Annotated in this window: 22 protein-coding genes; 10 read left to right on the forward strand and 12 right to left on the reverse strand. The window is 63.3% G+C overall.

The window, feature by feature from the left end:
- Positions 1-13: 13 nt before the first annotated feature.
- The 3 genes from B5V03_RS16255 to B5V03_RS16265 all read right to left on the reverse strand — a co-directional run bounded on the left by B5V03_RS16255 (position 14) and on the right by B5V03_RS16265 (position 2,682).
- Positions 14-1,219 (reverse strand): adenylate/guanylate cyclase domain-containing protein, encoded by a 1,206-nt coding sequence (locus tag B5V03_RS16255; RefSeq protein WP_129271329.1) that lies wholly within the window; start codon positions 1,217-1,219, stop codon positions 14-16.
- Positions 1,220-1,331: 112 nt separating this feature from the next.
- A complete protein-coding gene (locus B5V03_RS16260) occupies positions 1,332-1,916 on the reverse strand; it encodes a HutD/Ves family protein (RefSeq protein ID WP_129271330.1) in 585 nt (194 codons plus the stop codon).
- Positions 1,917-1,920: 4 nt separating this feature from the next.
- Complete coding sequence (locus tag B5V03_RS16265; RefSeq protein ID WP_206736154.1) at positions 1,921-2,682, reverse strand: TetR/AcrR family transcriptional regulator; 762 nt, start codon at positions 2,680-2,682, stop codon at positions 1,921-1,923.
- 174 nt (positions 2,683-2,856) lie between these two features.
- Between B5V03_RS16265 and B5V03_RS16270 the strand changes: the two genes are divergently transcribed.
- The 4 genes from B5V03_RS16270 to B5V03_RS16285 all read left to right on the forward strand — a co-directional run bounded on the left by B5V03_RS16270 (position 2,857) and on the right by B5V03_RS16285 (position 6,883).
- Positions 2,857-3,477, forward strand: a complete 621-nt coding sequence (locus B5V03_RS16270; protein WP_129271331.1) for an isochorismatase family cysteine hydrolase — start codon at positions 2,857-2,859, stop codon at positions 3,475-3,477.
- A 62-nt stretch (positions 3,478-3,539) separates the two neighbouring features.
- Complete coding sequence (locus B5V03_RS16275; RefSeq protein WP_129271332.1) at positions 3,540-4,646, forward strand: HlyD family secretion protein; 1,107 nt, start codon at positions 3,540-3,542, stop codon at positions 4,644-4,646.
- Positions 4,633-6,222 (forward strand): MFS transporter, encoded by a 1,590-nt coding sequence (locus B5V03_RS16280; RefSeq protein ID WP_129271333.1) that lies wholly within the window; start codon positions 4,633-4,635, stop codon positions 6,220-6,222. The genes B5V03_RS16275 and B5V03_RS16280 overlap by 14 nt, the downstream gene beginning before the upstream one ends.
- Positions 6,223-6,262: 40 nt before the next feature.
- Positions 6,263-6,883 carry a cysteine hydrolase gene (locus B5V03_RS16285; RefSeq protein WP_129271334.1) on the forward strand — a complete coding sequence of 207 codons (621 nt, stop codon included), beginning with the start codon at positions 6,263-6,265 and terminating at the stop codon, positions 6,881-6,883.
- A 13-nt stretch (positions 6,884-6,896) separates the two neighbouring features.
- Here the strand turns inward: B5V03_RS16285 and B5V03_RS16290 are convergent, their stop codons facing one another.
- The 4 genes from B5V03_RS16290 to B5V03_RS16305 form a co-directional block, all read right to left on the reverse strand.
- Positions 6,897-7,418, reverse strand: coding sequence for a hypothetical protein (locus B5V03_RS16290; protein ID WP_129271335.1), 522 nt, complete (start codon positions 7,416-7,418; stop codon positions 6,897-6,899).
- Positions 7,419-7,747: 329 nt separating this feature from the next.
- Positions 7,748-8,593 (reverse strand): SDR family NAD(P)-dependent oxidoreductase, encoded by an 846-nt coding sequence (locus B5V03_RS16295; RefSeq protein WP_129271336.1) that lies wholly within the window; start codon positions 8,591-8,593, stop codon positions 7,748-7,750.
- Positions 8,594-8,602: 9 nt separating this feature from the next.
- Positions 8,603-9,154 carry a carboxymuconolactone decarboxylase family protein gene (locus B5V03_RS16300; protein WP_129271337.1) on the reverse strand — a complete coding sequence of 184 codons (552 nt, stop codon included), beginning with the start codon at positions 9,152-9,154 and terminating at the stop codon, positions 8,603-8,605.
- Complete coding sequence (locus B5V03_RS16305) at positions 9,132-9,830, reverse strand: TetR/AcrR family transcriptional regulator (RefSeq protein ID WP_129271338.1); 699 nt, start codon at positions 9,828-9,830, stop codon at positions 9,132-9,134. Before B5V03_RS16305 ends, B5V03_RS16300 begins: the two co-directional genes overlap by 23 nt.
- A gap of 135 nt (positions 9,831-9,965) precedes the next feature.
- Here B5V03_RS16305 and B5V03_RS16310 point away from each other — a divergent pair, with 135 nt between their 5' ends.
- The 4 genes from B5V03_RS16310 to B5V03_RS16325 all read left to right on the forward strand — a co-directional run bounded on the left by B5V03_RS16310 (position 9,966) and on the right by B5V03_RS16325 (position 14,994).
- Complete coding sequence (locus B5V03_RS16310) at positions 9,966-10,931, forward strand: Bug family tripartite tricarboxylate transporter substrate binding protein (RefSeq protein ID WP_129271414.1); 966 nt, start codon at positions 9,966-9,968, stop codon at positions 10,929-10,931.
- 25 nt (positions 10,932-10,956) lie between these two features.
- Positions 10,957-11,493 carry a VOC family protein gene (locus B5V03_RS16315; protein WP_129271339.1) on the forward strand — a complete coding sequence of 179 codons (537 nt, stop codon included), beginning with the start codon at positions 10,957-10,959 and terminating at the stop codon, positions 11,491-11,493.
- Positions 11,494-11,717: 224 nt separating this feature from the next.
- Positions 11,718-14,027, forward strand: a complete 2,310-nt coding sequence (locus tag B5V03_RS16320) for a caspase family protein (RefSeq protein ID WP_129271340.1) — start codon at positions 11,718-11,720, stop codon at positions 14,025-14,027.
- Between the two features lie 154 nt (positions 14,028-14,181).
- Entirely contained in the window at positions 14,182-14,994 is an 813-nt protein-coding gene (locus tag B5V03_RS16325) for a class I SAM-dependent methyltransferase (protein ID WP_129271341.1), read from the forward strand.
- 37 nt (positions 14,995-15,031) lie between these two features.
- On the opposite strand, the gene B5V03_RS16330 is transcribed toward B5V03_RS16325, so the two are convergent.
- The 3 genes from B5V03_RS16330 to B5V03_RS16345 all read right to left on the reverse strand — a co-directional run bounded on the left by B5V03_RS16330 (position 15,032) and on the right by B5V03_RS16345 (position 19,038).
- Positions 15,032-16,591, reverse strand: a complete 1,560-nt coding sequence (locus tag B5V03_RS16330; RefSeq protein WP_129271342.1) for a L,D-transpeptidase — start codon at positions 16,589-16,591, stop codon at positions 15,032-15,034.
- Positions 16,592-17,037: 446 nt separating this feature from the next.
- Entirely contained in the window at positions 17,038-18,087 is a 1,050-nt protein-coding gene (locus B5V03_RS16335; RefSeq protein ID WP_129271343.1) for a fatty acid desaturase, read from the reverse strand.
- A 645-nt stretch (positions 18,088-18,732) separates the two neighbouring features.
- Positions 18,733-19,038 (reverse strand): GlsB/YeaQ/YmgE family stress response membrane protein, encoded by a 306-nt coding sequence (locus tag B5V03_RS16345; RefSeq protein WP_129271345.1) that lies wholly within the window; start codon positions 19,036-19,038, stop codon positions 18,733-18,735.
- A gap of 423 nt (positions 19,039-19,461) precedes the next feature.
- On the opposite strand from B5V03_RS16345, the gene B5V03_RS16350 reads away from it, so the two are divergent.
- Positions 19,462-20,139 (forward strand): Crp/Fnr family transcriptional regulator, encoded by a 678-nt coding sequence (locus B5V03_RS16350; protein ID WP_129271415.1) that lies wholly within the window; start codon positions 19,462-19,464, stop codon positions 20,137-20,139.
- Positions 20,140-20,195: 56 nt separating this feature from the next.
- Complete coding sequence (locus B5V03_RS16355; RefSeq protein WP_129271346.1) at positions 20,196-20,423, forward strand: hypothetical protein; 228 nt, start codon at positions 20,196-20,198, stop codon at positions 20,421-20,423.
- Positions 20,424-20,509: 86 nt separating this feature from the next.
- Here the strand turns inward: B5V03_RS16355 and B5V03_RS42035 are convergent, their stop codons facing one another.
- Both B5V03_RS42035 and B5V03_RS41475 read right to left on the reverse strand, forming a co-directional pair.
- Positions 20,510-20,848, reverse strand: coding sequence for a hypothetical protein (locus B5V03_RS42035; RefSeq protein WP_129271347.1), 339 nt, complete (start codon positions 20,846-20,848; stop codon positions 20,510-20,512).
- Between the two features lie 46 nt (positions 20,849-20,894).
- Positions 20,895-21,038 carry a hypothetical protein gene (locus B5V03_RS41475; protein ID WP_164988055.1) on the reverse strand — a complete coding sequence of 48 codons (144 nt, stop codon included), beginning with the start codon at positions 21,036-21,038 and terminating at the stop codon, positions 20,895-20,897.
- Positions 21,039-21,253 lie beyond the last annotated feature (215 nt).

Raw genomic sequence — 21,253 nt, forward strand, 5'->3', positions numbered from 1 at the left:
CTTTCCAAATCGATCATGTCCCGGTATCAGGCTGAAACGCGAACAGCTCGATCGGGTCGCTGAAGCCGCGCACCTCGTACTTGCCGACGCGCTCCAGCTCGAATTTCGGCTGCACCAGCTCGGCAAAATCGCGCGACAGCAGCACTGGCCGTCCGACCTGCTTGGTCAGCGCTTCAAGGCGCGAGGCCATGTTGACGGCGGGGCCGATCACGGTGAAGTCGAGCCGGCTGGACGATCCGATATTGCCGTACATAACATCGCCGACATGGACGCCGATGCCGTAGTTCAGCGGCGCGCGGCCTGTGCCGTTGTTCCGCGCGTTCAAGGCCGCCATCGCCACGCGCGCCTCGGTCACGGCATGCAGCAGGTTGGCGCAGGCATTGGGCTCGCTCAGCGGGAAGATCGCGAGCAGGCCGTCGCCGATGAATTTGAGGATCTCGCCGCCGTGCCGCGCGATCGGCTCGGACATCGCGTCGAAATAGTCGTTGAGGAGATCGATGACGTCGTCGCGCGGCCAGTTGTCGGAGATCTTGGTGAAATCTCTGAGATCGCAGATCATGATCGCGGCGCGCACCGTCGTGCCGGTGCCGCGCCGGGTGGCGCCGGCCAGGATCAGCTCGCCGGCATGGGCGCCGACATAGGTCTCCAGCAGGGTTCGTGCCAGGCGGTTCTTGACGCGGATCTCGCTGACCAGCGCCAGCACCGGCAAGACATTCTTGAGGGCGGCGACATGCGCGTCGTCGAAGCCGCCGGGCCGGTCGGTCGCGAAGGTGACGAGATGGCGCTTGCCGAGCGTGTGGTAGAGCGGCCAGGCGACATAATCGGTGAGGCCCTTCTCCCGCATCTCGTCATAGAGGGCATGCTTGCGGCCGAGCGAGCGATCCTGCTCGAGCCGCTCGCGCACCTCGGCGGCGCCGTCATGGATTTCGTTGGCAGAGCTGCCGATGTATTCGGAGCGCTCCCTCACGTCGAAATCGACCCGCGCAATCTCCGCCTCGCGCATGCCGTCGGACCACATCATGCGGGCCCCCAGCCATTGCGGGTGATGGATCAGGATGTGCACCGTCGACCGCTTGAGCGGAATGCCCGCCTGCTGGAGGCGGTTGCACATCTCGGCAAAAATGTTGTCGATGAAGCGCTCGTCGCGCGTACCGTTGATCAGCCAGTGGACGACGCCGTCGGACAGTGTGGCGGGGGGATTTTTGTCTGGCGCGGTCATGATCTGCTCTGGGCGGAGGTCTGCATCAGGCCAGATATCGTGCTCCGCGCCCGCCGCGTCAACCTGGCCAGTTGCATGGATTGTCGGTTCGCCCGATCGGGACAATGGCCGGCTAACCGACGGGCCGAATCGACGCCAGCACCGCCAGCCCTGAAACAAGCGCCAGTCCGGACGCCTCGGTCAACTCGACCTTCAGCGTGCAGCCGTCGGGGATGACAAACTCCTCGCTATTGAGACGAATGCCGCAATCACCGGAAACCGCATAAACGAGATGCGTGCCGACCGGCAATGGCCGATCGCCGGGCCCCCTGAGCGCGATCAGTTCGATCTCGGCCGCACCGCGCCGGGCCATCAGGTTCACGACCTCGACCGGACCTGCCTCGAGCTCGGTGACGATCTCCATCTCGCCGGTGAAGCGCACGGTCGTGAACGGCTCGCGCTCGTCGAACTCCTGCGTGGGCGATTTCAGCACCAGCCCGCGCCCGGCGACGACCATCTGGAGGCGATCGATGCCGGCCATGTAGGAGAACGGACCGGGCGTAATGATCGGCGTGGACGCGAAGCGCCAGAGCAGGCTGATCCAGTCCCTCACCGGCGCGTCGGCGCGCCAGGCGCCCGCGATATCGGTGAAGATGCCGCCGCCGTTCTTCCAGGGCGAGCGGGTGTAATTCTCGGATTTGAGCAGCGTGGTTTTCATGTGTTCACCGGCCTGACTTCGGCTTCGCTTTTAAGATGCTCATCGCAAACCGCGCCAACGCCTTGCCAAACTCCTGGTCCAGAGGCAAGTGCCCCAAAATCAGGCGGAAGTAGATCGCACCATAGAGAGTATCGAGCGCAATCTCGACATCGAGCTTGCTGTCGAACTCGCCGTTCCTGATCCCACGCTCGATCACTTCCCGGATCGCGACGCGGCGCCCGGCAAAGAAGCGCTGGCGAAAATCCGCGAGCATCTCGGGCTCCGATTGTCCTTCCGCGAGCAATTGGGCAACGATCCGTCCAAGTTTACCGTTGTATCGCCGCACCAGCAGCAAAAGATGACTGCTGATGTCGTCGCCGGCGCTGCTCGTGTGCGGGACCGGCACATTGGGAAGCATGACTTCGATGAAGGCCTCGACGGCAACCGCCGTTTTGCCCGGCCACCATCGGTAGATGGTCGTCTTGCCGACGCCGGCCTCATGCGCGATGGCCTCAATCGTGAGATCGCGAACGGTCGTCGTGTTCAGAAGGGAGATCGTCGCCTCCAGAACCGCCCGCCTGGAGGCCTCGCTGCGCGGCCGTCCAGGCGCAGCCGTCTCCGAGGGTAATTCCTTTTTTGCCATATCCCGCCCAATATTTATGAGACGAGACGTATCGTTATCATGTCCGGCCTGCGCGGGAAAAGAGACGCGCTGCACGACGGATCGACTTTCCCCCGGCAAATCCCAGCAGGACATGCCCGCCGCGTCAATCGCGGGCCGGCGCATTGAGAGTCTTGGGGCATCGGCCGGGTTCCGGCCGCCTAAATTTCAATCACTACGTATCGTATCGTATCTATTGCAATGACGTCGATCATACAATACGTGACGTATCGAAATTGAAACCGATCCCCCGACCGGGCGCCAACCATCGCCAAGCCTCGTCATCAGAAGGAAATCGCCGTGACGGAGAAATATTCGACGAAGGAAACGGCCCTGCTCCTGGTCGACCTGCTGAACGATTTCCTCGACGACAAGGGCAAGCTGGCCGGCCGTATCGGCCCGATGCTCCGGAAGACGGACCTCAAGGCGCATCTCGCCCGCCTGATCGCAGGAGCGCGCGCCGCAGGCGTCAAGATCTTCTATGTGCCGCACGGCCTGCACGAGCACAGCTTCGACGACGTCCGTCACGTCCATCCGAACTGGCAATGGGCGATGGACAACAAGGTGTTCTGGAAGGGGCAGTGGGGCGCCGACTTCTACGAGGCTTTCGCTCCCCGCGAGGGCGACACGATCGTCAGCCGGCATCGATCCTTCGACAGCTTCGTCAACACGGACATGCTGCCGAAGCTACGGGACGCGGGGATCGAGAAGGTCGTCCTGGCAGGGCTGACATCCGACACATGCGTCGAGAGCGCCGGCCGCCACGCTCTGGAAGAAGGTTTTCACGTGACGTTCCTGACCGATGCGGTCGCCGAATTCACCGAGGAAGCCCACAAGGCTGCGCTCACACTTTCGTATCCGACCTTCGGGCACGAGGTGACGACGATCGACAGCTTCCTCGCGGCCATCGAGCCGGCCTGAAAGATCGCGAACGGGGAGCGCGGCTTTTCGCCAGCGCTTCCCGCGCCAGCCAAGCGGACGATATGACCCAGACAGAGACCATCGCTCGTCCAGCCACTCCAGCCATTCACACGTGGCGGCGCTTGGCCATTCCCGTGGCAGCGATCGCCATCGCAACCGGATTTGTCGCGCTGGCGACGCTTCGATGGGACTCCTGGATGGCGAGCCTGTCGCTCCAGACCACGAACGACGCCTATGTGAGAGCCGAGATGACGCGCTTGAGCAGCCGCGTGGCCGGCACGGTCAAAGCGATCGAAGTCGTCGATTTCCAACGTGTGAAGACCGGCGATGTCCTGATCCGGATCGACCCCGCCGACTACGACGCCCAAGCCGCCCAGGGCGAGGCCGCCGTCGTGAGCGCCAGCGCCGCCCTCGATAATCTCGGCAATCAGGTCGAGCTTCAGAATGCAACCATCGCGCAGGCCGAGGCCCAGCACGCGTCGATGCAGGCGCTCGAACTCGCGGCCCGGCAGGAGGAAGAACGTCAGCAAACGCTGTCGCAGACATCTTCGGGGACCCGGCAGAAACTCGAGCAGGCCGTCGCCGCCAGCGCCAAAGCCCAGGCCGACGTCAAGGCAAGCATGGCCCTCGTCTCCGCCCAGCGCCATCAATTGGAGGTGCTGGCAGGAACGAAGCTACAGCGTGCCGGCGACCTGCTTGGAGCCAAAGCGTCCCTGGACGCCGCGAGACTCCGGCTCGGCTACACCACCATCGTTGCTCCCTTCGACGGCGTCGTCAGCGAGCGGCAGGTGCAGCCGGGGGACTACGTCACGATCGGCAGCGGCCTCATCAACGTGATTCCGCTGCCCAAGGTTTACGTCATGGCGAACTACAAGGAGACCCAGCTGACGCGGGTCCGAACCGGCCAGACTGTCGACATCGTCATCGACACTTTCGGAGATCAGACATTGCACGGCCGGGTCGAGCGCATCTCGCCGGCCAGCGGATCGCAATTTGCCCTGCTGCCGCCGGACAATGCGACCGGGAATTTCACCAAAGTGGTGCAGCGGGTGCCGGTACGAATCGAACTGGACGCGGGCCAGCCTCTGCTTGCGCGGCTGCTGCCTGGCATGTCGGCCACCACCCGCATTCACGTGGAAGGATTCGGGGCATCAGATGGCGCGAACTGAGGTTGTCGAAAGCGGTCCGGTATCAGCCGGACAGGTTTCGCAGCGTCCTCTGGTTGCGGTCGCAGCAGTCATGCTCGGATCGTTTCTGGCGAGCTTCGACACCCGCCTGCTCTCGCTTGCGCTGCCCGATCTGCGCGGCGCGATGGCCATGAGCTTCGACGAAGGATCATGGTTCAACACGGCCGGGACCGCCCCGCAAATCCTGATCGCGCCCGCCGTCGCATGGCTCGCCACCGCCTTTGGTGTGCGCCGGATTCTCGGAATTCCAGCCCTGGTTTACGCGGTGGTGTCGGTCCTCATCCCGCTCGTCCGCGATTTCCATGCGCTGCTGGCCTTGAATATCGTTCACGGACTTCTTCTCGGCACTTTCGTTCCGGCGACACTGCTGGTCATTGTCCGCGTGCTTCCGATGCAATGGTGGGTCCCGGCGCTGGCGATCTACTGCATTCGCGTCGGGTTCTCGATGAACTCGGGCGTTGCACTGGTCGGCTTCTATCTGGAGCACGCCGGATGGCAGTGGATCTATTGGCAGGGTGCGCTGGTCGCCCCATTGCTGGCGCTGCTCGTCCATCTCGGCAGCCCGCCAGAGCCCGTCAACAGGGAGTTGGTGAAGGACGCGGATTGGGGCGGGATGCTGTTGCTTGGTTGCGGGACCGCGATGATCTTCGTCGGTCTCGACCAGGGGAACCGCCTGGATTGGCTCCACTCAGGCACCGTCGTCTCACTGCTTGTGAGTGGCGCGGGGTTGACGATCTGCTTCTTCATCAACGAGGCGACCGTCGCGAAGCCATGGGCCCACGCCAACGTGCTGCTGTCCCGCAACATCGGCCTCGCTCTGGTCACCGTGTTGTTGTTCACGCTGACCAGCCTTTCCAATTCCTCCCTCGCGCCGGGCTTCCTCACCAACATCGTGCAGCTCCGGCTCTATCAGTCGGGCACGCTCTTTTTGGCCTACGCGACCTTGCCGATGCTGGCACTGGTGCCGTTGTCGATCTATCTCGTCGAAACGCACGACGTCCGGATCACCTTGATGATCGGTCTCGCAGCGTTCGCGGCCGCGGGCCTGCTCGGCACGCAAGTAACCCACGAATGGTCTCCGGCCGACTTTATTCCGATGGCGATGCTGCAATCGGTCGGCCAGACCTTCGCCCTGTTCGCCGTCATCCTGTTCACCCTGGCTAATTCGAACCCTGCCCGCTCCACCGCGTTTGCAGCGTATATTCAGGTGATGCGGTTGTGCGGCGCCGAATTCGGCGTCTCCCTGATGGCCACGTGGCTCAGGACGCATGAGCAGGTCTCCTCGAATCTGCTCGGCCTCAAGGTGATGCGCGGCGAGGCTGACACCACGCATGTGCTGTCGCAACTGGCGGCTCACTTCACCCCGCACGGCATCTCAGTCGCACCGGCACGCGCGACCAGCGCGCTCGCCACGGCGATCCAGCGCGAGGCGAATACTCTCGCCTATGTCGACGCATTCTGGCTCACGACCTGGTTCGCCATCCTCGCCCTGGTCTGCGTGGCCTTCATGACTCCGCCGCCCGTCGGACCCTTCTCCCCCAAATCGGGTGCCCAGTAAGTCTCTCCATCGACATCACGATGAACCAAATGAGGACCATATGACGAACAATACATACGCCGCCGACCGCACCGCGCTTCTCGTCGTCGACCCCTACAACGACTTCATGAGCGAGGGCGGCAAGCTCTTCAATGCCATCAAGGCAACCGCCGACGCATCAGGGATGTTCGGAAACCTCAGGGCTCTTCTGCCAAAAATTCGCGCTGCCGGGATACAGGTCTTCATCGTGCCGCATCATCGCTCACACGCGCACGACTTCGACAATTGGCAGCACATCAACATGTTTCAGAAGGCGGGCTTGCCGACCAAGGCGTTCGAAGTTGGAACATGGGGTGGAGAGTTCAACCCGGAGTTCGGGCCCCAGGAGGGCGACGTGATCATCAAGGAGCATTGGGCTCAAAGCGGCTTCGCCAACACCGATCTCGATCTGCAGCTGAAGCAGCACGGGATCCAGAAGATCATTCTCGTGGGCCTGATTGCCAATAGCTGTATCGAATCGACCGGTCGCTTCGGCATGGAGCTCGGCTATCACGTCACGCTGGTGAAGGATGCGACGGCGGCCTTCAGCGCCGAGGGCATGAAGGCAGCGGAAACGAACGGTCCGATGTTCGCTCACGCCATTCTGACCACGAAGGAGCTGCTGGAGCGGCTGCCTTCGTAGTCACGCCGATTTCTCACGCCTTGGCGTCGAGGTTGAGCCTGGTGCTCAACTCGTTGACCAGCGAATCCACGAACTGGTTCTGATAGGCCGAGATGCCGTTGAAATAGACCGGGCCGCCGGCCTGCACCAGCAGGCCGCCCCCGGAGATCTCGGCGTCCTTGGCGCCACCGGCGGACTTGGTGTCGAGCTGGCCCATGGCATCGTTGAGCTGGGCAGCGGTCTTGTCGTCCATCTCGCCGTTGGCCTGGAGCGTTGAGAGCAGCGACTGATAGGCACTGCCGAGGTCGGCGCCCGTGCCGGTCTCGGCGGTCGCGGCGAACGTGCCGTTGGTCTTGCCACTGTAGCTCTTGTAGGTCAGCGTCTCCGTGGTGGTGCCGTCGCTGTTGGCGTGGCTGTCGAGCATCAGCTCGAACGCGCTGCCATAGGCGCCCGTCGTCAGCATGTTCGGATCGTTCGGATTCTTGTTCTTGCCCGCACCCGTCTTGTCGGAGCCTGCGGTCCAGTTCGGCGGGACAGTGTAGCTGACGCTGGTCACGGCTTCATTCCTGTGGTCATTGCGGGGAGTATTCAGCAATTTATGTGCCAGCGAGGTGTCGTTGATTCCTATTGCGTTTCCTCGTCGAAGCGACGCGGACTTCGCGCAACGCTGCAAAAAGTGCCCGGCAGTTTGATCCCATCGCAGGCCGGCTGGGTTCGCCCCCACAAGCACGACGTCATCCTGAGGTGCGCGCCCTTGCGCGCCTCGAAGGATGGGCCGCGAGCGCCCGTGGCACATCCTTCGAGGCTCCCCACGCGGCGCGTTGCGCCACGTGGGAAGCGCCTCAGGATGACGTCGGTGGTGTGGTCGGCGCCGTTGCGCGTTTTTTACATCCCGCTCAAACCGCTGTCCACCGCGAGCGTCTGCGCTGTCACGTAGACGCTTTCGTCCGACAGGAAGAACAGCACGGCATAGGCGATCTCCCAGGCGGTGGCCTGGCGGCCGAAAGGGATGTGGCTCTTGCCGCGATTGGGGCGGCCGGCACCGGCCTCGCGGCCGTTGGGGGTGTCGACGAGGCCGGGATAGACGAGGTTGGCGCGGATGCCGCGGCGCGCGCCGAGATGGGCGATGTTACGCATGAGGCCGCCGAGCGCGGCTTTCGAGGAGTCATACACCGCCATCTGCGATCCCGCTTTCAGCGCAGCGATGGAAGAGATGAAGACGATGGCGCCGCCATTGTCGAATTTCGGCATCGCGGCGCGGCAGCACAGCATGGGACCGCGGACGTTGACATCGTAGATCCTGTTCCACTCTTCGGGGCTGACGGCATCGAGACCGGTCTTGCCGAAGGTGCCGATGTTCAGCACCATGCCGTCGAGGCCGCCCATCGCGCGATGCGCTTCCTCGATCATGCGCTGGACGTCGGCCTCCGAGGTGACGTCGGCGGCGATGGCGAAGCCTTCACCGCCGTCATCCGTGATGTGCTTGACAGTCTGCTGGGCCGAAGTGCGGTTGAGGTCGGCGACTGCCACCTTGGCGCCCTCGCGTGCACACAGAATGCTCATGGCGCGGCCGTTGCCGATCGGATCGGTAGTGGCATCGAACACGCGCTGGCCACCGCCGACGATCAGGATGCGACGGCCCTTCAGTCGTCCCCTGCCCGGCGCTTCGCCCAATGACTCAGCGCTCGGCGGGCGGACGCAACGTTCCAGCTTGCTGTCGGTCTCCGTCATCTCAGCCGCCTATTTCTTGCCGCCGTCATAGACCTTCATGCCGGCCGCGGGATCGAGATCGGTTTCGGTCGCCTCGGTGACGCGCGCCATCATCATGTAGAAGCCGAGGGCGACGATGGATTCGACGATCTCCTGATCGCTGAAATGTTTTCGCGCGGCGGCGAAGATGGCGTCGGGAACGCGGACGTTCTCGACCACCTCGCGGCCGAACTCCAGCAGCGCGCACTCGGCTTCGCTCAACGCGGTGGAGTCGTACTCGCCACGCTCGACCGCATCGATCTGGCCTTGCGTGCAGCCGACGCCTAGGGCGATCGGCACATGCTGGCGCCATTCATAGGCGCCGCCTTCGAGCTGGGCAGCCTGCAAGATCAACAGCTCGCGATTGACAGCGCTCAGCTTCTGCTTGTGCAGGATCGAATTGCCGAGCCGCATCGCCGGGATCATGTTGGCCTCAGCGTGGGCCATCATGCGAAAGATGTTGAGCTTGACCGGCATGCGGTCGAACGAGGCGCGGATGTCGCCGCTCGTCGTCTCCGGATCAATCAGGGGCAGCCTTGCCACGCGTTTCTCCCTTGGGTTTTCGTTTCTTGTTGGCGTCGTCGTTGCCTGCCGCAATCAGCGACAGGAAGAAGGCAAGATAGCGGTCGATCGCCTCGATCACTTTTGCTCGCGGCGAGGGCGTAGCGCCCATCACGTAGTGTTCGAGGCGGATGTAGATCAGGCCGGCCGCGAACAGCCGCGCAGTCTCGCGCGCATCAGGCGTCGAGACGAGGCCAGCGAGCGCAAAACCGCGAAAGTAGTCCGTCATCATGCTCTGCTCGCGCGCGTAAAAATGGTCGGCGAATTTGGCGCGAATACCGGGCACGCGGTTACGCTCCGCGGTAATGACCTTCTGGAACTGGTGCTCGCGCGGGTCGGACCATTGTTCGACGAGATCCAACGCAAACTGCCGGCAGAATGCGGCGGGCTGGCGCGCGAGTTGCTTGTAGCGTGGCTCCTCCAGCCGGCTCGCCGAGCTGGCCGGACCGTGCTCGCTGACGATCGCTTCCAGGATCGCGGCCTTGCCGGAGAAGTGGTTGTAGAGGCTGCTTTCGCGGACGCCGACGCGGCGCGCCAGCTCGCGCATGGAGGCGCCGCCATAGCCGCTCTGCGCAAACAGGTTCAGCGCCTCGCTCAGGATCCGCTCGCGGGTCGTGGGCGCAGCCGCTTCCGCAGCGCTGGAAGTGTGGACAACCATGACGGTTGACTAACGAACGATCGTTCGCTAGTCAACCGGACGCATTCAACTCCGCGCGTTCGAGACGTGGAGAGTAATCAGGGAGACGACGTCATGGCGCGCTTCGCTCAGCTTTTGCCCCCGCGGCGAGCCATCCTGAAGCTGCGCATCGTCGCATTCTCGCTGCTTGCCGTGTCGGCGGCCCTGCCGGCGCGAGCAGAAGATCCCGCCGCCTATCCCACGCACAGGATCAGGATGCTGCTGCCTTACGCGGCCGGCGGTGGCGGCGACGTGGTCGGCCGACTGCTCGCCGACAAGATGGGCAAGACGCTCGGGCAGAGCATCTATATCGAGAACCACACCGGTGCGGCCGGAACGCTCGGCACGCAGATGGTCGCGACCTCGCCGAATGACGGCTACACCATCACCGTCGGCGGCATGACCACGCATGTGCTGGCCCCCGCAATCTATCCAAAGCTGCCCTACGATTCGATCAAGGATTTTACGACGATTGGGCGCGTCGGCGTCTCCGCGATCATTCTGGTAGCGACCAAGGATTTTGCCGCCAACGACATCAAGGGCCTGATTGCGCTCGCCAAGAAGGGCGAGGCGATTCAATACGGAAGCTGGGGCGTCGGCTCGACCGGGCAGTTCTGCGCCGAAATCCTGATGCAGCAGACCGGCATCAAGATGGAGCATGTGCCGTTCAACGGCATTGCGAAGCTCGCCGGCGATCTGCTCGGCGGTCACATCTCGCTGGCGACGCTCGACGTGGCGACTGCAACGCCGCTGGTGAAGGACGGCTCGATCAAGGCGCTGGCCGCCTGTGGCGAACGCTCGCCGAGCCTGCCAGATGTCGCGAGCTACAAGGAACAGGGCGTGGCATTCGACCGCAGCCTGTCCTGGGCGATGTATGCACCCGCCGGCCTCGCGCCGCCGATCGCGCAAAAACTGTCGGCGGCGCTGAAGGACGCGCTCGGCGATGCCGCGGTGAAAGAGAAGCTCTTGGGGCTCGGCATCACGCCGCAATTCGTGCCGGGCGACGAGCAGCGCGACATCAACGCGCGCGACATCGCAGCCTGGAAGCAGGTTGCCAAGGACGCAAGCATCGAGGTCAAGTGACCAAGGCAACGAGAGGAGCGCGCGCATGAGCCGCATCTTCGGCGCGGTGCGCCAGAACGGATATGTGGTCCGGGACATTCACGCCGCGATGACGCACTGGATCGAGGTGATGGGCGTCGGGCCCTGGTACTACATGGACCGCGTCAAGACCGACTGGTTCCGACATCGCGGCCAGGATTCCGCCGTCGAGATGAGTATTGCGCTGGCCAATTCCGGCGATCTCCAGATCGAACTGATCCAGCAGCGCAACGATGCGCCCTCGTTGTACAGGGAGTTTCTGGACGCCGGCCATGAAGGCCTCCAGCACATGTCGTATTGGAGCAACGATTACCAGACGCTCTACGACAAGGCGCTCGGGCTCGGCTACAAGGTCGGCCACGAGGGCCAGATCGGCGGCGACAAGGGGCGCTTTGCCTATTTCAACACGCAGGCGCATCCGGGAACCATCGTAGAGATATCCGACATAAGTGGCACCAAGGGGCCGTTCTTCGAAAAAGTCCGGCAGGCGGCGCTGAAATGGGACGGCACGCGACCGATCCGCGAGGTCGGTGCGAAGGCGTAGGACCGGCGTTGGGCGCGCTGAAGCTTCCGCAGCGTCATGGCCGGGCTTGTCCCGGCCATCCACGTGTTTCTCTGTAGCACAGAGAACGTGGATGCCCGGGACAAGCCCGGGCATGACGACTGGGTCACCGGCCGGACTCGCCGGACGAAACCAAATAGAATTTGTATTGCGGCCCCGGTCGGATATTCTTGCCGACATTTCCAGATCCCGGCTTGGGGGCCGTGATGAAGTTCATTTATCTCTTTGTTTTCAGCGCGCTGGCGCTCGCCTTCCAGCCGGCTGCGGCCTTTGCCGACCAGCGCATGGCGCTGGTGATGGGCAATTCGGCCTATCAGCGCGCGCCCAGGCTCGCCAACGCCACCAACGATGCCAACCTTCTGGTCGAGACTTTCAAGAAGGCCGGCTTCACGGTCGTCGATGCTCGCAACGACCTGTCCGCCCAGGAGATGCGGCGCACGCTGCGGGATTTCGGTGCCAAGGCCCGCAGCGCTGATATCGCCGTCGTCTATTACGCCGGGCACGGCATCGAGATCGACGGCAACAACTACATCGTGCCGGTCGACGCCCAACTCGAGAACGACACTGACGTCTATGACGAGACCATCGGGCTCGATCGCATTCTCGTCGCCATCGAGCCGGCGAAGCGGCTGCGCCTCGTCATCCTCGATGCCTGCCGCGACAATCCGTTTTCGAAAAACATGAAGCGCACGATGGCGTCGCGGGCGGTTGCACGCGGCCTTGCCAAGGTCGAGCCGTCGAGCCCGAACACGCTTGTTGCCTTTGCCGCCAAGGCCGGCCTCACCGCGCTCGATGGCGACGGCAAGAACAGCCCGTTCGCGACCGCGCTGGCGCATCATCTTGCGACGCCGGGCCTCGATCTGCGCAAGGCGTTCGGCTATGTCCGCGACGAGGTGCTGCAGGCCACGACCAACAAACAGGAGCCCTTCATCTACGGCTCGCTCGGCGGTGACGATGTCATGCTGGCGCCGGCACTGGCACCTGCTGCTCCGCCGCCTGCACCCGCAGCATCCACCGACGCCAGCGCATCGCGCGACTACGAATTTTCCGAGCGCGTCGGCACGTTGGAAGCCTGGGATCTCTACATCGCCGCGCATCCGAGCGGGTTTTATACCGATCTTGCAAAGGTTCAGCGCAACAAGCTCGCAGCCGCCAGCCCTGCCCCGGCGCCGGCCGCAGTCACGATTGAAACGAAGATGGTGCAGACGACACCCGTCCTGCCGCCGCAGCCGGAGGCAACAAAGCCCGTTGCCGCACCGAAGCTCGCGGCCGTTCCAGCGACCGTCGCGCCGCTCGCGCTCACCGCTCCGCCGGTAACAGAGACGAAGAGCGTCGCTGCCGTCCCGTCGTCGAGCTGCACCACACGGATCGCACGGCGCGGCAGTGACGCCGTCGGCGGTCCCTTCATCCCGGTCTCGATCAAGCCGAATGTCGAGGGTGCAAGCGTCCGCACCATCGCCGTCTCGCCCAACGGAAGGGAGATCGCCACCGCCGGCGACGACGGCGTGATCCGGCTCTGGGATGCGTCCTCGTTCCGGCAAACGCGCGTGCTGCGCGGACATGCCGGCGCGGTCTATGCGCTCGACTACTGGGCCGACAGCACGCTGCTCGCCTCCGCCGGTTGGGACGGCAAGGTCAAGGTGTGGGATCTCAGGAGCGACGGCCAGAGCCTGACGTTCGATGCGGGCGCAAAGCAGTTCGCGGTCGCCTTTGCGCCGGAGCCATCGCTGAAATATTTGGCGTCGGCCGGCGAGGACGGTGTCGTGCGGATCTGGAATCTCGGCACGCGCGAGCTCGCCAAGAGCAAGCTCGATCACCAGAGCCCCGATCCCGCACGCGCGGCAGTGCGCTCGCTGAGCTACGCACCATCAGGCTCGGGCGAGTTCGTCTCGGCCGGTTACGACGGCAAGATCAGGTTCTACCGCACCAGCGGCGCAATCGACGCGAAGGATGCCTACGGCCGCAAGGCGCTTCGCGTCGCCTATTCGCCCGACGGCACGCGCGTGGTTACCGCCGGCTCCGATGCCGAGCTCGGCGCGGCCAAAGTGTGGGACGCAAGAAGCGGCAACGCGCGCCTCCTCGCGGGACATCGCGACTATGTCGTGTCGGCGAGCTGGTCGGCAGACAGCAAGCGCATCGTCACCGGTGGCGGCGGGCACGACAAATCGGTCAATCTGTGGGACGCCGACAGTGGCCGGCTGCTCGCAAGTTTTGCGGGCCATCAGGAAGATATCGAGGCGGTCGCGTTCTTTCCTGGCGGAACGCGGCTGATCTCGGCGAGCGAGGACAAGACCATCAAGGTCTGGGATATCGCCGAGCGGCGCCTGCTCCTGACCGCCATCGGCTTCGGTGACGACGGTTTTGTCAGCTACACGCCCGAGGGCTGTTACGCCGGATCGAGCGGCGTCGAGAGCCGGCTCAGCATCTCCAACGGCAGCCGCTACGAGCCGATGTCGATGGAGGCCCGCAAGGCGATGCAGGAACCGGCGGGGTTCACGTCGCTGTTGGCGCGCTAAAGCGCGATGAGATTGGGATGAATCGTCATCGCGCTTTAGGTTGTTGTTCGCGCATGATCTTTTCGGAAAACCGCTTCGCACTTTTCCGGATCATGCTTTAGCCGGCGATCTGTGGTAACATGGGCCTCGTGTCCGAACCTTCAGCGAGGCAAACATGTCTGCCACCGACAAGGTTTTCGCCGGCTCGATTCCGAAAATCTACGACGAGTATCTCGTCCCGATGATCTTCGCCGTCTACGCTGACGACATCGCAAGACGTATCGCCGCCCTCTCTCCTTCCGTGCTGCTCGAGATCGCAGCCGGCACCGGCGCGGTGACGCGCGCCGTGGCGGCGGCACTGCCGCGCGGGGTTCGCTACGTCGCAACCGACCTCAACGAGCCGATGCTCGCGGTCGCGGCGCGGCGTCAGGCGGATGATGATCGCATCACTTGGCGCCAGGCGGACGCAACGGACCTGCCGTTTGGCGATGCCGAATTCGACGTGGTGTGCTGCCAATTCGGCGCGATGTTCTTTCCGGACCGCGTCAAGGCCTACGGCGAGATGAAGCGCGTCCTGAGGGGCGACGGCACGTTCGTGTTCAACGTCTGGGATCGCATCGAGGACAATGTGCTCACGCACGAAGCGACGCTCGCGCTCGGCAAGATGTTTCCCGATGACCCGCCCCGTTTCATGGTGCGCACGCCGCACGGCTATCACGACAAGGCCGACATCAAGGCCGACCTCGAACGTGCAGGCTTCCGCGACATATCGATCGAAACGCGATCTGAAATCAGCCGCGCGCCTTCGGCCGAATATGTCGCGACCGCGCTCTGCCAGGGCACACCGCTGCGCAGCGAGATCGAGGCCAGGGATGCCAGCGGGCTTCAGGCCGCAACTGATGTCGTTGCCGAGGCGATCCGGACGCGCCACGGGTCCGGAGCTGTCGAGGGCAAGATCCAGGCGATCGTGATTGAAGCTCGCCGATAGTTGCAGGCTTCGGTCCGGTTCGCCGCGTGCCCGCGCCCTACCAGAAGCCCCGCTGCATCGGTTGCGCCGGCTGATAATACTGGTACTGGCCACTGCGACGACGCGGATTGACGGGTTGCGGGTTCGGGTCGCGCTGCTGGAAGAAGAAGCCAAATCCGTTGCCGCCCCAGCCGTCGTCGCTCGCCATTTCCATCGGCGGCGGCGCGGTCGGCTTGCGCGTGATGAATCCGCCCTGCGGCTGGTTGCTCAACACTGCGACGAATTCGGTGCGGTAGTTGGTCTCGGCGCTCAGCGGCTCGTCCGAGATGATAATGGACGAGCGCGGCAATGCGGTCGGCCCGATTCGATCCCACACATCCTGCGGAATGGTGATGCGGTCGAGCGCGCTCTTGGCCTCGTCCCCGTTGTCGATCGTGACCACGCTCCAGCGCAGGCCCGTATCGTTCTTCGCCATCGCCGTGAAGATATGCGTGCCGAGCGGCTGGTCGGGATTGCGGATGGTGACGGGAACCTCGATGCTGGTGTCGAACACCTCGCCGCCGCCGTCCGGCGCCGGCTTGTGCGTGTTCCGCCGCACATAGAGTTTTTGCGTCGCGCGGCTGATGTAGACCGAGACCGGCTCGAGCGCGAGTTTTGCGTCGGTCGCCGCCTTCACAGCCTCGGTCTTTTCAGCCGCGGCCACCTTGGCGGCTTCCTTCGTCGCGGCGACGGCGTCGCGCTTCGGCTGCGCCGCGGCCTTGGCGGCGTCGAGCTGCGTCGCGGCATCCGCGGCCTTGGCAGCGGCCTTCTGCTTCAGCTCCTCGGCCTTTGCCTTGGCCTGGTCGGTCTTGGCATTGGCAACCAACTTGTCGGCATAGGCGTTCTCTGCGTCGGCGCGCGCCTTCTGCTGTTCCAGCTTGCGCAGCGAGGCCGGCAGCGAGGCAGCCTCCTTCGCGGCCGCTGATGCCGCCCTCTTGGTTTCGTCGGCGGCCCGGGTGGCCTCCTCGGCCTCGGCTGACAGCTTGCCGATACGGCCGGGCGCGGCCGCAATGGCCTCCTGCTTCGGCATGAACAGCGCGGGATGAGAGAAATCGACCGGGGCCGCGTCGTTCGGCGAGATGATCACCCGCATTCCGATGTTGGTCTTGTCGAACAGGCCTTCCGCGAAGTTGAAGGGCATGCGCACGCAGCCATGCGAAGCGGCATAGCCGGGCAGCGGCCCGCCATGCAGCGCGATGCCGTTCCAGGTGATGCGCTGCATGTTCGGCATCCAGGCATCGTCATACATGGTCGAGTGGTGGTCCTTGTCCTTCTCGACGATGGCGAAGACGCCGGCCGGCGTCTCGCGGCCCGTCGTGCCGGTCGACACCGGCGCGCGAAAAATCCAGCCGTCAGCGTCGTAGAAGGTGACCTGCTGGCTCTTGATTGAAACCACCGCCATGATCGGCTCGCCGGCCTCGCGCGGCGCCACCGCCTCGGCCGGCTGGCGCGCCTGCTTGGCCGCGGTCGCCGGGCCCATAGCCGCGAATGCGACCACCGCCGCCAAGGTCACAATTCCGGGAGGCCCCCAACGCCGCATCGCCACGGTGGATTGCGCCGTTGTCATCAGGTTTTTCATGCCATCCTCGGTCGAAATGCCAGTCCGCTTGTGACGATCAAATGTCAGATTGCGATCTTTGAATTAAGAAATCGCAGCCGCCCTTCAAGCCGATGGCGGGAACGTCCGGCGCTCGGCTGACAAGTCTCTCATATACGACAGCCCGCACCGGCGGAAGGGTAGCCCACGGGTGAAGCTGCCCCGAGCTTCCCGCCGAACCCGCGTCAGAATGTCCGCCTTGGAGAGGGTGCGATTCCGGATGCCCGTCCCGTGGCGGAACCGGGCGTACCATTGGTCACAATCGGATCACAGATCGCCGCAGACCTCCTTGGGACCGTCCTTCGATCGCCAGCGCTTTGGCCTCGGAGCCCGCCACCTGCGATTCGGCCCGGCACGCATTCCCTGCTGAGCTCCCATCGCCGTCCGAGCGACCATTCGTAGGGAATGCAACTACGGGGCGCGCGGATTCATGACACTCGGCAGCCACGCCGCGGCGGCGCAAGCGAATCCGCTGAGGTCGAGGCTGCCTCGCCAAAGGAGACGAGCCGCAGCCGTTCCTCGTCCCACAAGGCCAGCCGCACGGTCCGCAAACTCTGGAGCAGCGTAATCCGGCCGACGCCAGCGAGCTGCGGATGGTCGCGCAACACGTCCGGCAGGCGATAGCTGGGAATTCGACTGGACAAATGATGGATGTGGTGCACGCCGATATTCGCCGTGAACCATCGTAAGAAACCCGGCAATTGGTAGTGGGAGCTGCCGTGCAGCGCAGCGTCGTGAAAACTCCAGGTCGCGTCGTGGGACCAGTACGAGTGCTCGAACTGGTGCTGGACGTAGAACAGCCAGACACCGATCGACGCCGCCAGGACGACGATCGGCAGGTGTACGAGCAGGAACGGCCCATAGCCGACCAGCCGGATCATCGCGGCGACGAGAACCGCGATCGCGATATTCGTGCCCATTGTACTCAGCCAGGGCTTCCAGCCGTTGCGCATTATCCCTACCGGCAATCGATGCTTCAAGATGAACAAATACGTGGGACCGACGCCGAACATCACGATGGGATGTCGATACAAACGATAGAGCGTCCGACGCCATCGCGACTGCCCGAGAAATTCGCGCACGGTCAACGTATCGATGTCGCCCAAGCCCCTGTGATCGAGGTTGCCGGAGTTCGCATGATGGCGTGCATGGTTATGCCGCCAGTAATCGTATGGCGTCAGTGTCATGACACCGATGGCTCGGCCGACCCAATCGTTCGCAACGCGACCGCGGAAGAACGAGCCATGTCCGCAATCGTGCTGGATCATGAAGAGGCGGACCAGCAAGCCCGCCGCGGGCACCTCGAGCAGCAGAGCAAGCCAATAGCCGCGGTCGAGAGCGGCCCAGATCAAAGCCCAGATGACCAAGAAAGGCACCGCGGTAATCGCCAGCTCGAGGACACCGCGCGCGCTGTCGGGCTCGCGATAGCGTGCGAGCAACTGTGCCGATGCGCGGATTTCAGGCGTCCTTTGAGTCATATCTGCTCTGCTCCCGAACTTATCGTCCAAGAAGCACGATCATCCGCCACGGACGCCTGCGGCGGCAGCCCTGAGGTCGTGCCCCCGCGTTCTCATACTGACCCATGCCGGGATAGGCCGCTGAGCAATATTGCTCACCTCGGAGCCAAGCCGATCAGCCGGCAATTTTCGGGAAAGTGAGCAATTTTGAACGGAGGCCAAGCTCAGCCCGCGCCATGCTCATCGCGCAGCCGGCGAATCGGCTGTCATCGGCGGCCGCTTCGGGTTCAGCATACACCGCCACATGGGCAGGAGCTTCCTATGTCCGAGATCTATGCTCGTCCAGAACCGACGCTGATTCCGATACCCCGGCCCCTCTGTCCGGCGTGCCAGAGTCGCATGATGCTGATTCACGTCGGAGCAAGTTGCGACGGTCCCGATCTGCGAATCTTCGAATGCTCCAGGTGCGGAAACGTCCACAAGATATCCGTGGACGATCCGATGAGATCAGCCAAGTAGCGGCTGAACGTTCGAGGAAAGCGGCCCCAGCACGGGGGTGCGAACCAGGGCCGCCATTCATCGGATATGATGAGTGGGCATCAGATCCGGTCGCCATCACCAAGTAACCCCGGCGACGTTCGTTCCAGGCAGACGCTCGCGGCGCGCTTACCAGCGTTTTCGCCAAACGCCGCCCCAGCTTCCGCCCCATCGGCTCCGACCGCGGACGAGCCCAATGATCACGAGCAGCAAGACCGCGCCGACCGCAGCGTCGATGATCTGCGCAACAATCCCCGAACCGAGATGGATTCCGAGTTGCGGAAATGCCCAGCTCGCAATGAAGGCCCCCGCTATTCCCACGACGAGATCGCCGACCAGGCCCAGACCCGTGCCCATGACGATCTGGCCCGCGAGCCAACCGGCCGCGATGCCCACAGCCAATATGACGAAAAGGCCCTCACCAGATATGTTCATTTCACGCGCTCGCCAGCGGACAGAAGAACTTCTGCCGGTGTTCAGAATAGACGTCGGCGACGGCGCGTGATGTGCAAAATCGCTCAGATGTCGATCCTATGATCGGCGCGCGCCTCGCCACCGGTCGTGGACCATTCCATCAAAGCTGAGCAATTCTGCTCTGCGGCAACGCCAATTGAGCGATAGGGTCCCGGCTGCTGGTCCAGTCCCCCCTCGATGGGCCAGACCGAACTCGATGCCGCACTCGTGATGGACCTGCATCAGACGGTCATACGTCATCGAGCGCAAGCGAGCCGGCGAAGCCACCGCCATAATTGGTCGGTCGGGGTCGCGCGGGCGCAAGGGCAGAAGCTAGATTTGCCTAACGCGCCCGGTACCGGGCCTGCTAAACTGAGGGACCTCCAATCCGGTTTTGACGACTTCATGCCGAAAGCGCCGAAAAGCTCATTTGATCCAAAAATCTTTCTCGCCAAGGTCGGCGAAGGTAAAGCCATATTGAAATTCGACAAAAGCCAAGTCGTGTTTTCGCAAGGCGACGCTGCAGATACCGTTTTCTATCTCCAGAAGGGGAAGATCAAGGTTCTCGTCGTCTCCGAGCAGGGCAAGGAAGCGGTGGTCGGAATCATGGAGCCTGGACAATTCTTCGGCGAAGGTTGCCTGAACGGCCATCCACTGCGGATTTCGACAACGGTGGCGATGGAACCATCTGTGATCACGTCCATCTCGAAATCCGCGATGCTTGCGACGCTCCAGAACGAACCAAAATTTTCCGAGATGTTCATGGCCTATCTGCTCAGCCGAAACAGCCGCATCGAGGAAGACCTGATCGACCAGTTGTTCAATTCCAGCGAGAAGCGGCTTGCGCGTCTCCTCCTGCTGTTGGCAAATTTCGGAAAGGATGGCGCCCCTCAGCCGATCGCGGTGCAGATCAGCCAGGAGACGCTCGCTGAGATGATCGGGACAACCCGCTCTCGGGTCAGCTTCTTCATGAACAAGTTTCGCAAGCTTGGCTTCATCAGCTACAACGGCAAGATCGAGGTTCACAACTCACTCTTGACCGCGGTCTTGTATGACAAGCCTGAGATCGTGAGGGGCGACTGAGGCGGTCTGGGGCCAGAAACGCTTCGCCTTCTCCTGCAACGATATGAAGGTACCCGATGAAAAAGCCGATTACGCAACCTGACGACATTGAACCGAGGACCATTCAAAGAGCCGACGTAGCACCGGCAGATGGCTTCTCACTTGTGGTCGATGGACGGTTCAAGACTCGTTACGACAGCGAAACGACTGCCCGAGAAGCCGGCGCCGAGCTGCTCGGCAGGTTCCCAATGCTGCAAATCATGGTCTACGATGCTGCCACCGGGACGCGGTCGCCGCTGCAATAGATTCTCAGCCGCGCATCCGCAACGGGCCACTGGCGCCCTGCTTGGGGTGTCGCGGTGGGCTTGCACGACGTTTCGCGAATGCGCGATCACCCTCGCTTGGGACGAGCGGACGGTGTGTCGGAGATGATCCGGCGCAGGCGGATTGCTTCCGCAAAGTCGTCCGTTGGCTGCCATTGCGGCCCGGGACGCTTCTCGGGCTCGTCAGGTTCCGGTTGCCCCTGGACGGAGAGCAGCCCTTGGCTGCCGCGATCCAGACGCTTGTCGGAGCCTGGCGCGTTGAGCGTATGGCCGACCAACTCACCCGAGAGACGATAGATGTTGTTTCCCTTGAGATCGTAGACTTTCTTTCCGCCGAGGTCGAAGATCGATGTGCCGTTCAGGACGCCGGCGCGGATTCCCTTGTCGTTGAATATGTATCCGCTCACGACACATCACCCATCGACGGCGTGTTGGTACGCCAGTGACAGGCTATCAAGTCGCACCCCGGACTTTCGCCTCTTCCTCGGCCAGGCGCTTCAAGAGCCATTGCCGCCGGACATCGTCTTTGGCCAGATCGATCTGCCTTCTGAAGATTTTCAGGTTCTCGCGATGAAGGAATTCTTCCAAGTCTTCCATTCGGGGGCACTCGCTTAGTTCGGCGACCTCAAATCATGACTGGCGAGCCAGCGCGCCGCGGTGGATTTCATGGGATCGGTTTCGACTGCGGTAGCGTGAACGTGATGGCAGCCGGCGCACGCGAACGTTCCGATGTCAAACGCGGATGAGCCGGGAATCCTCACCAAGCTCATGCGTTCGCCGCAGTTGGGACAGCTCGGCCGCGGGTCTGATAC

Source organism: Bradyrhizobium betae (genome assembly GCF_004123905.1).
GTDB classification, from domain to species: Bacteria; Pseudomonadota; Alphaproteobacteria; order Rhizobiales; family Xanthobacteraceae; genus Bradyrhizobium; species Bradyrhizobium betae_A.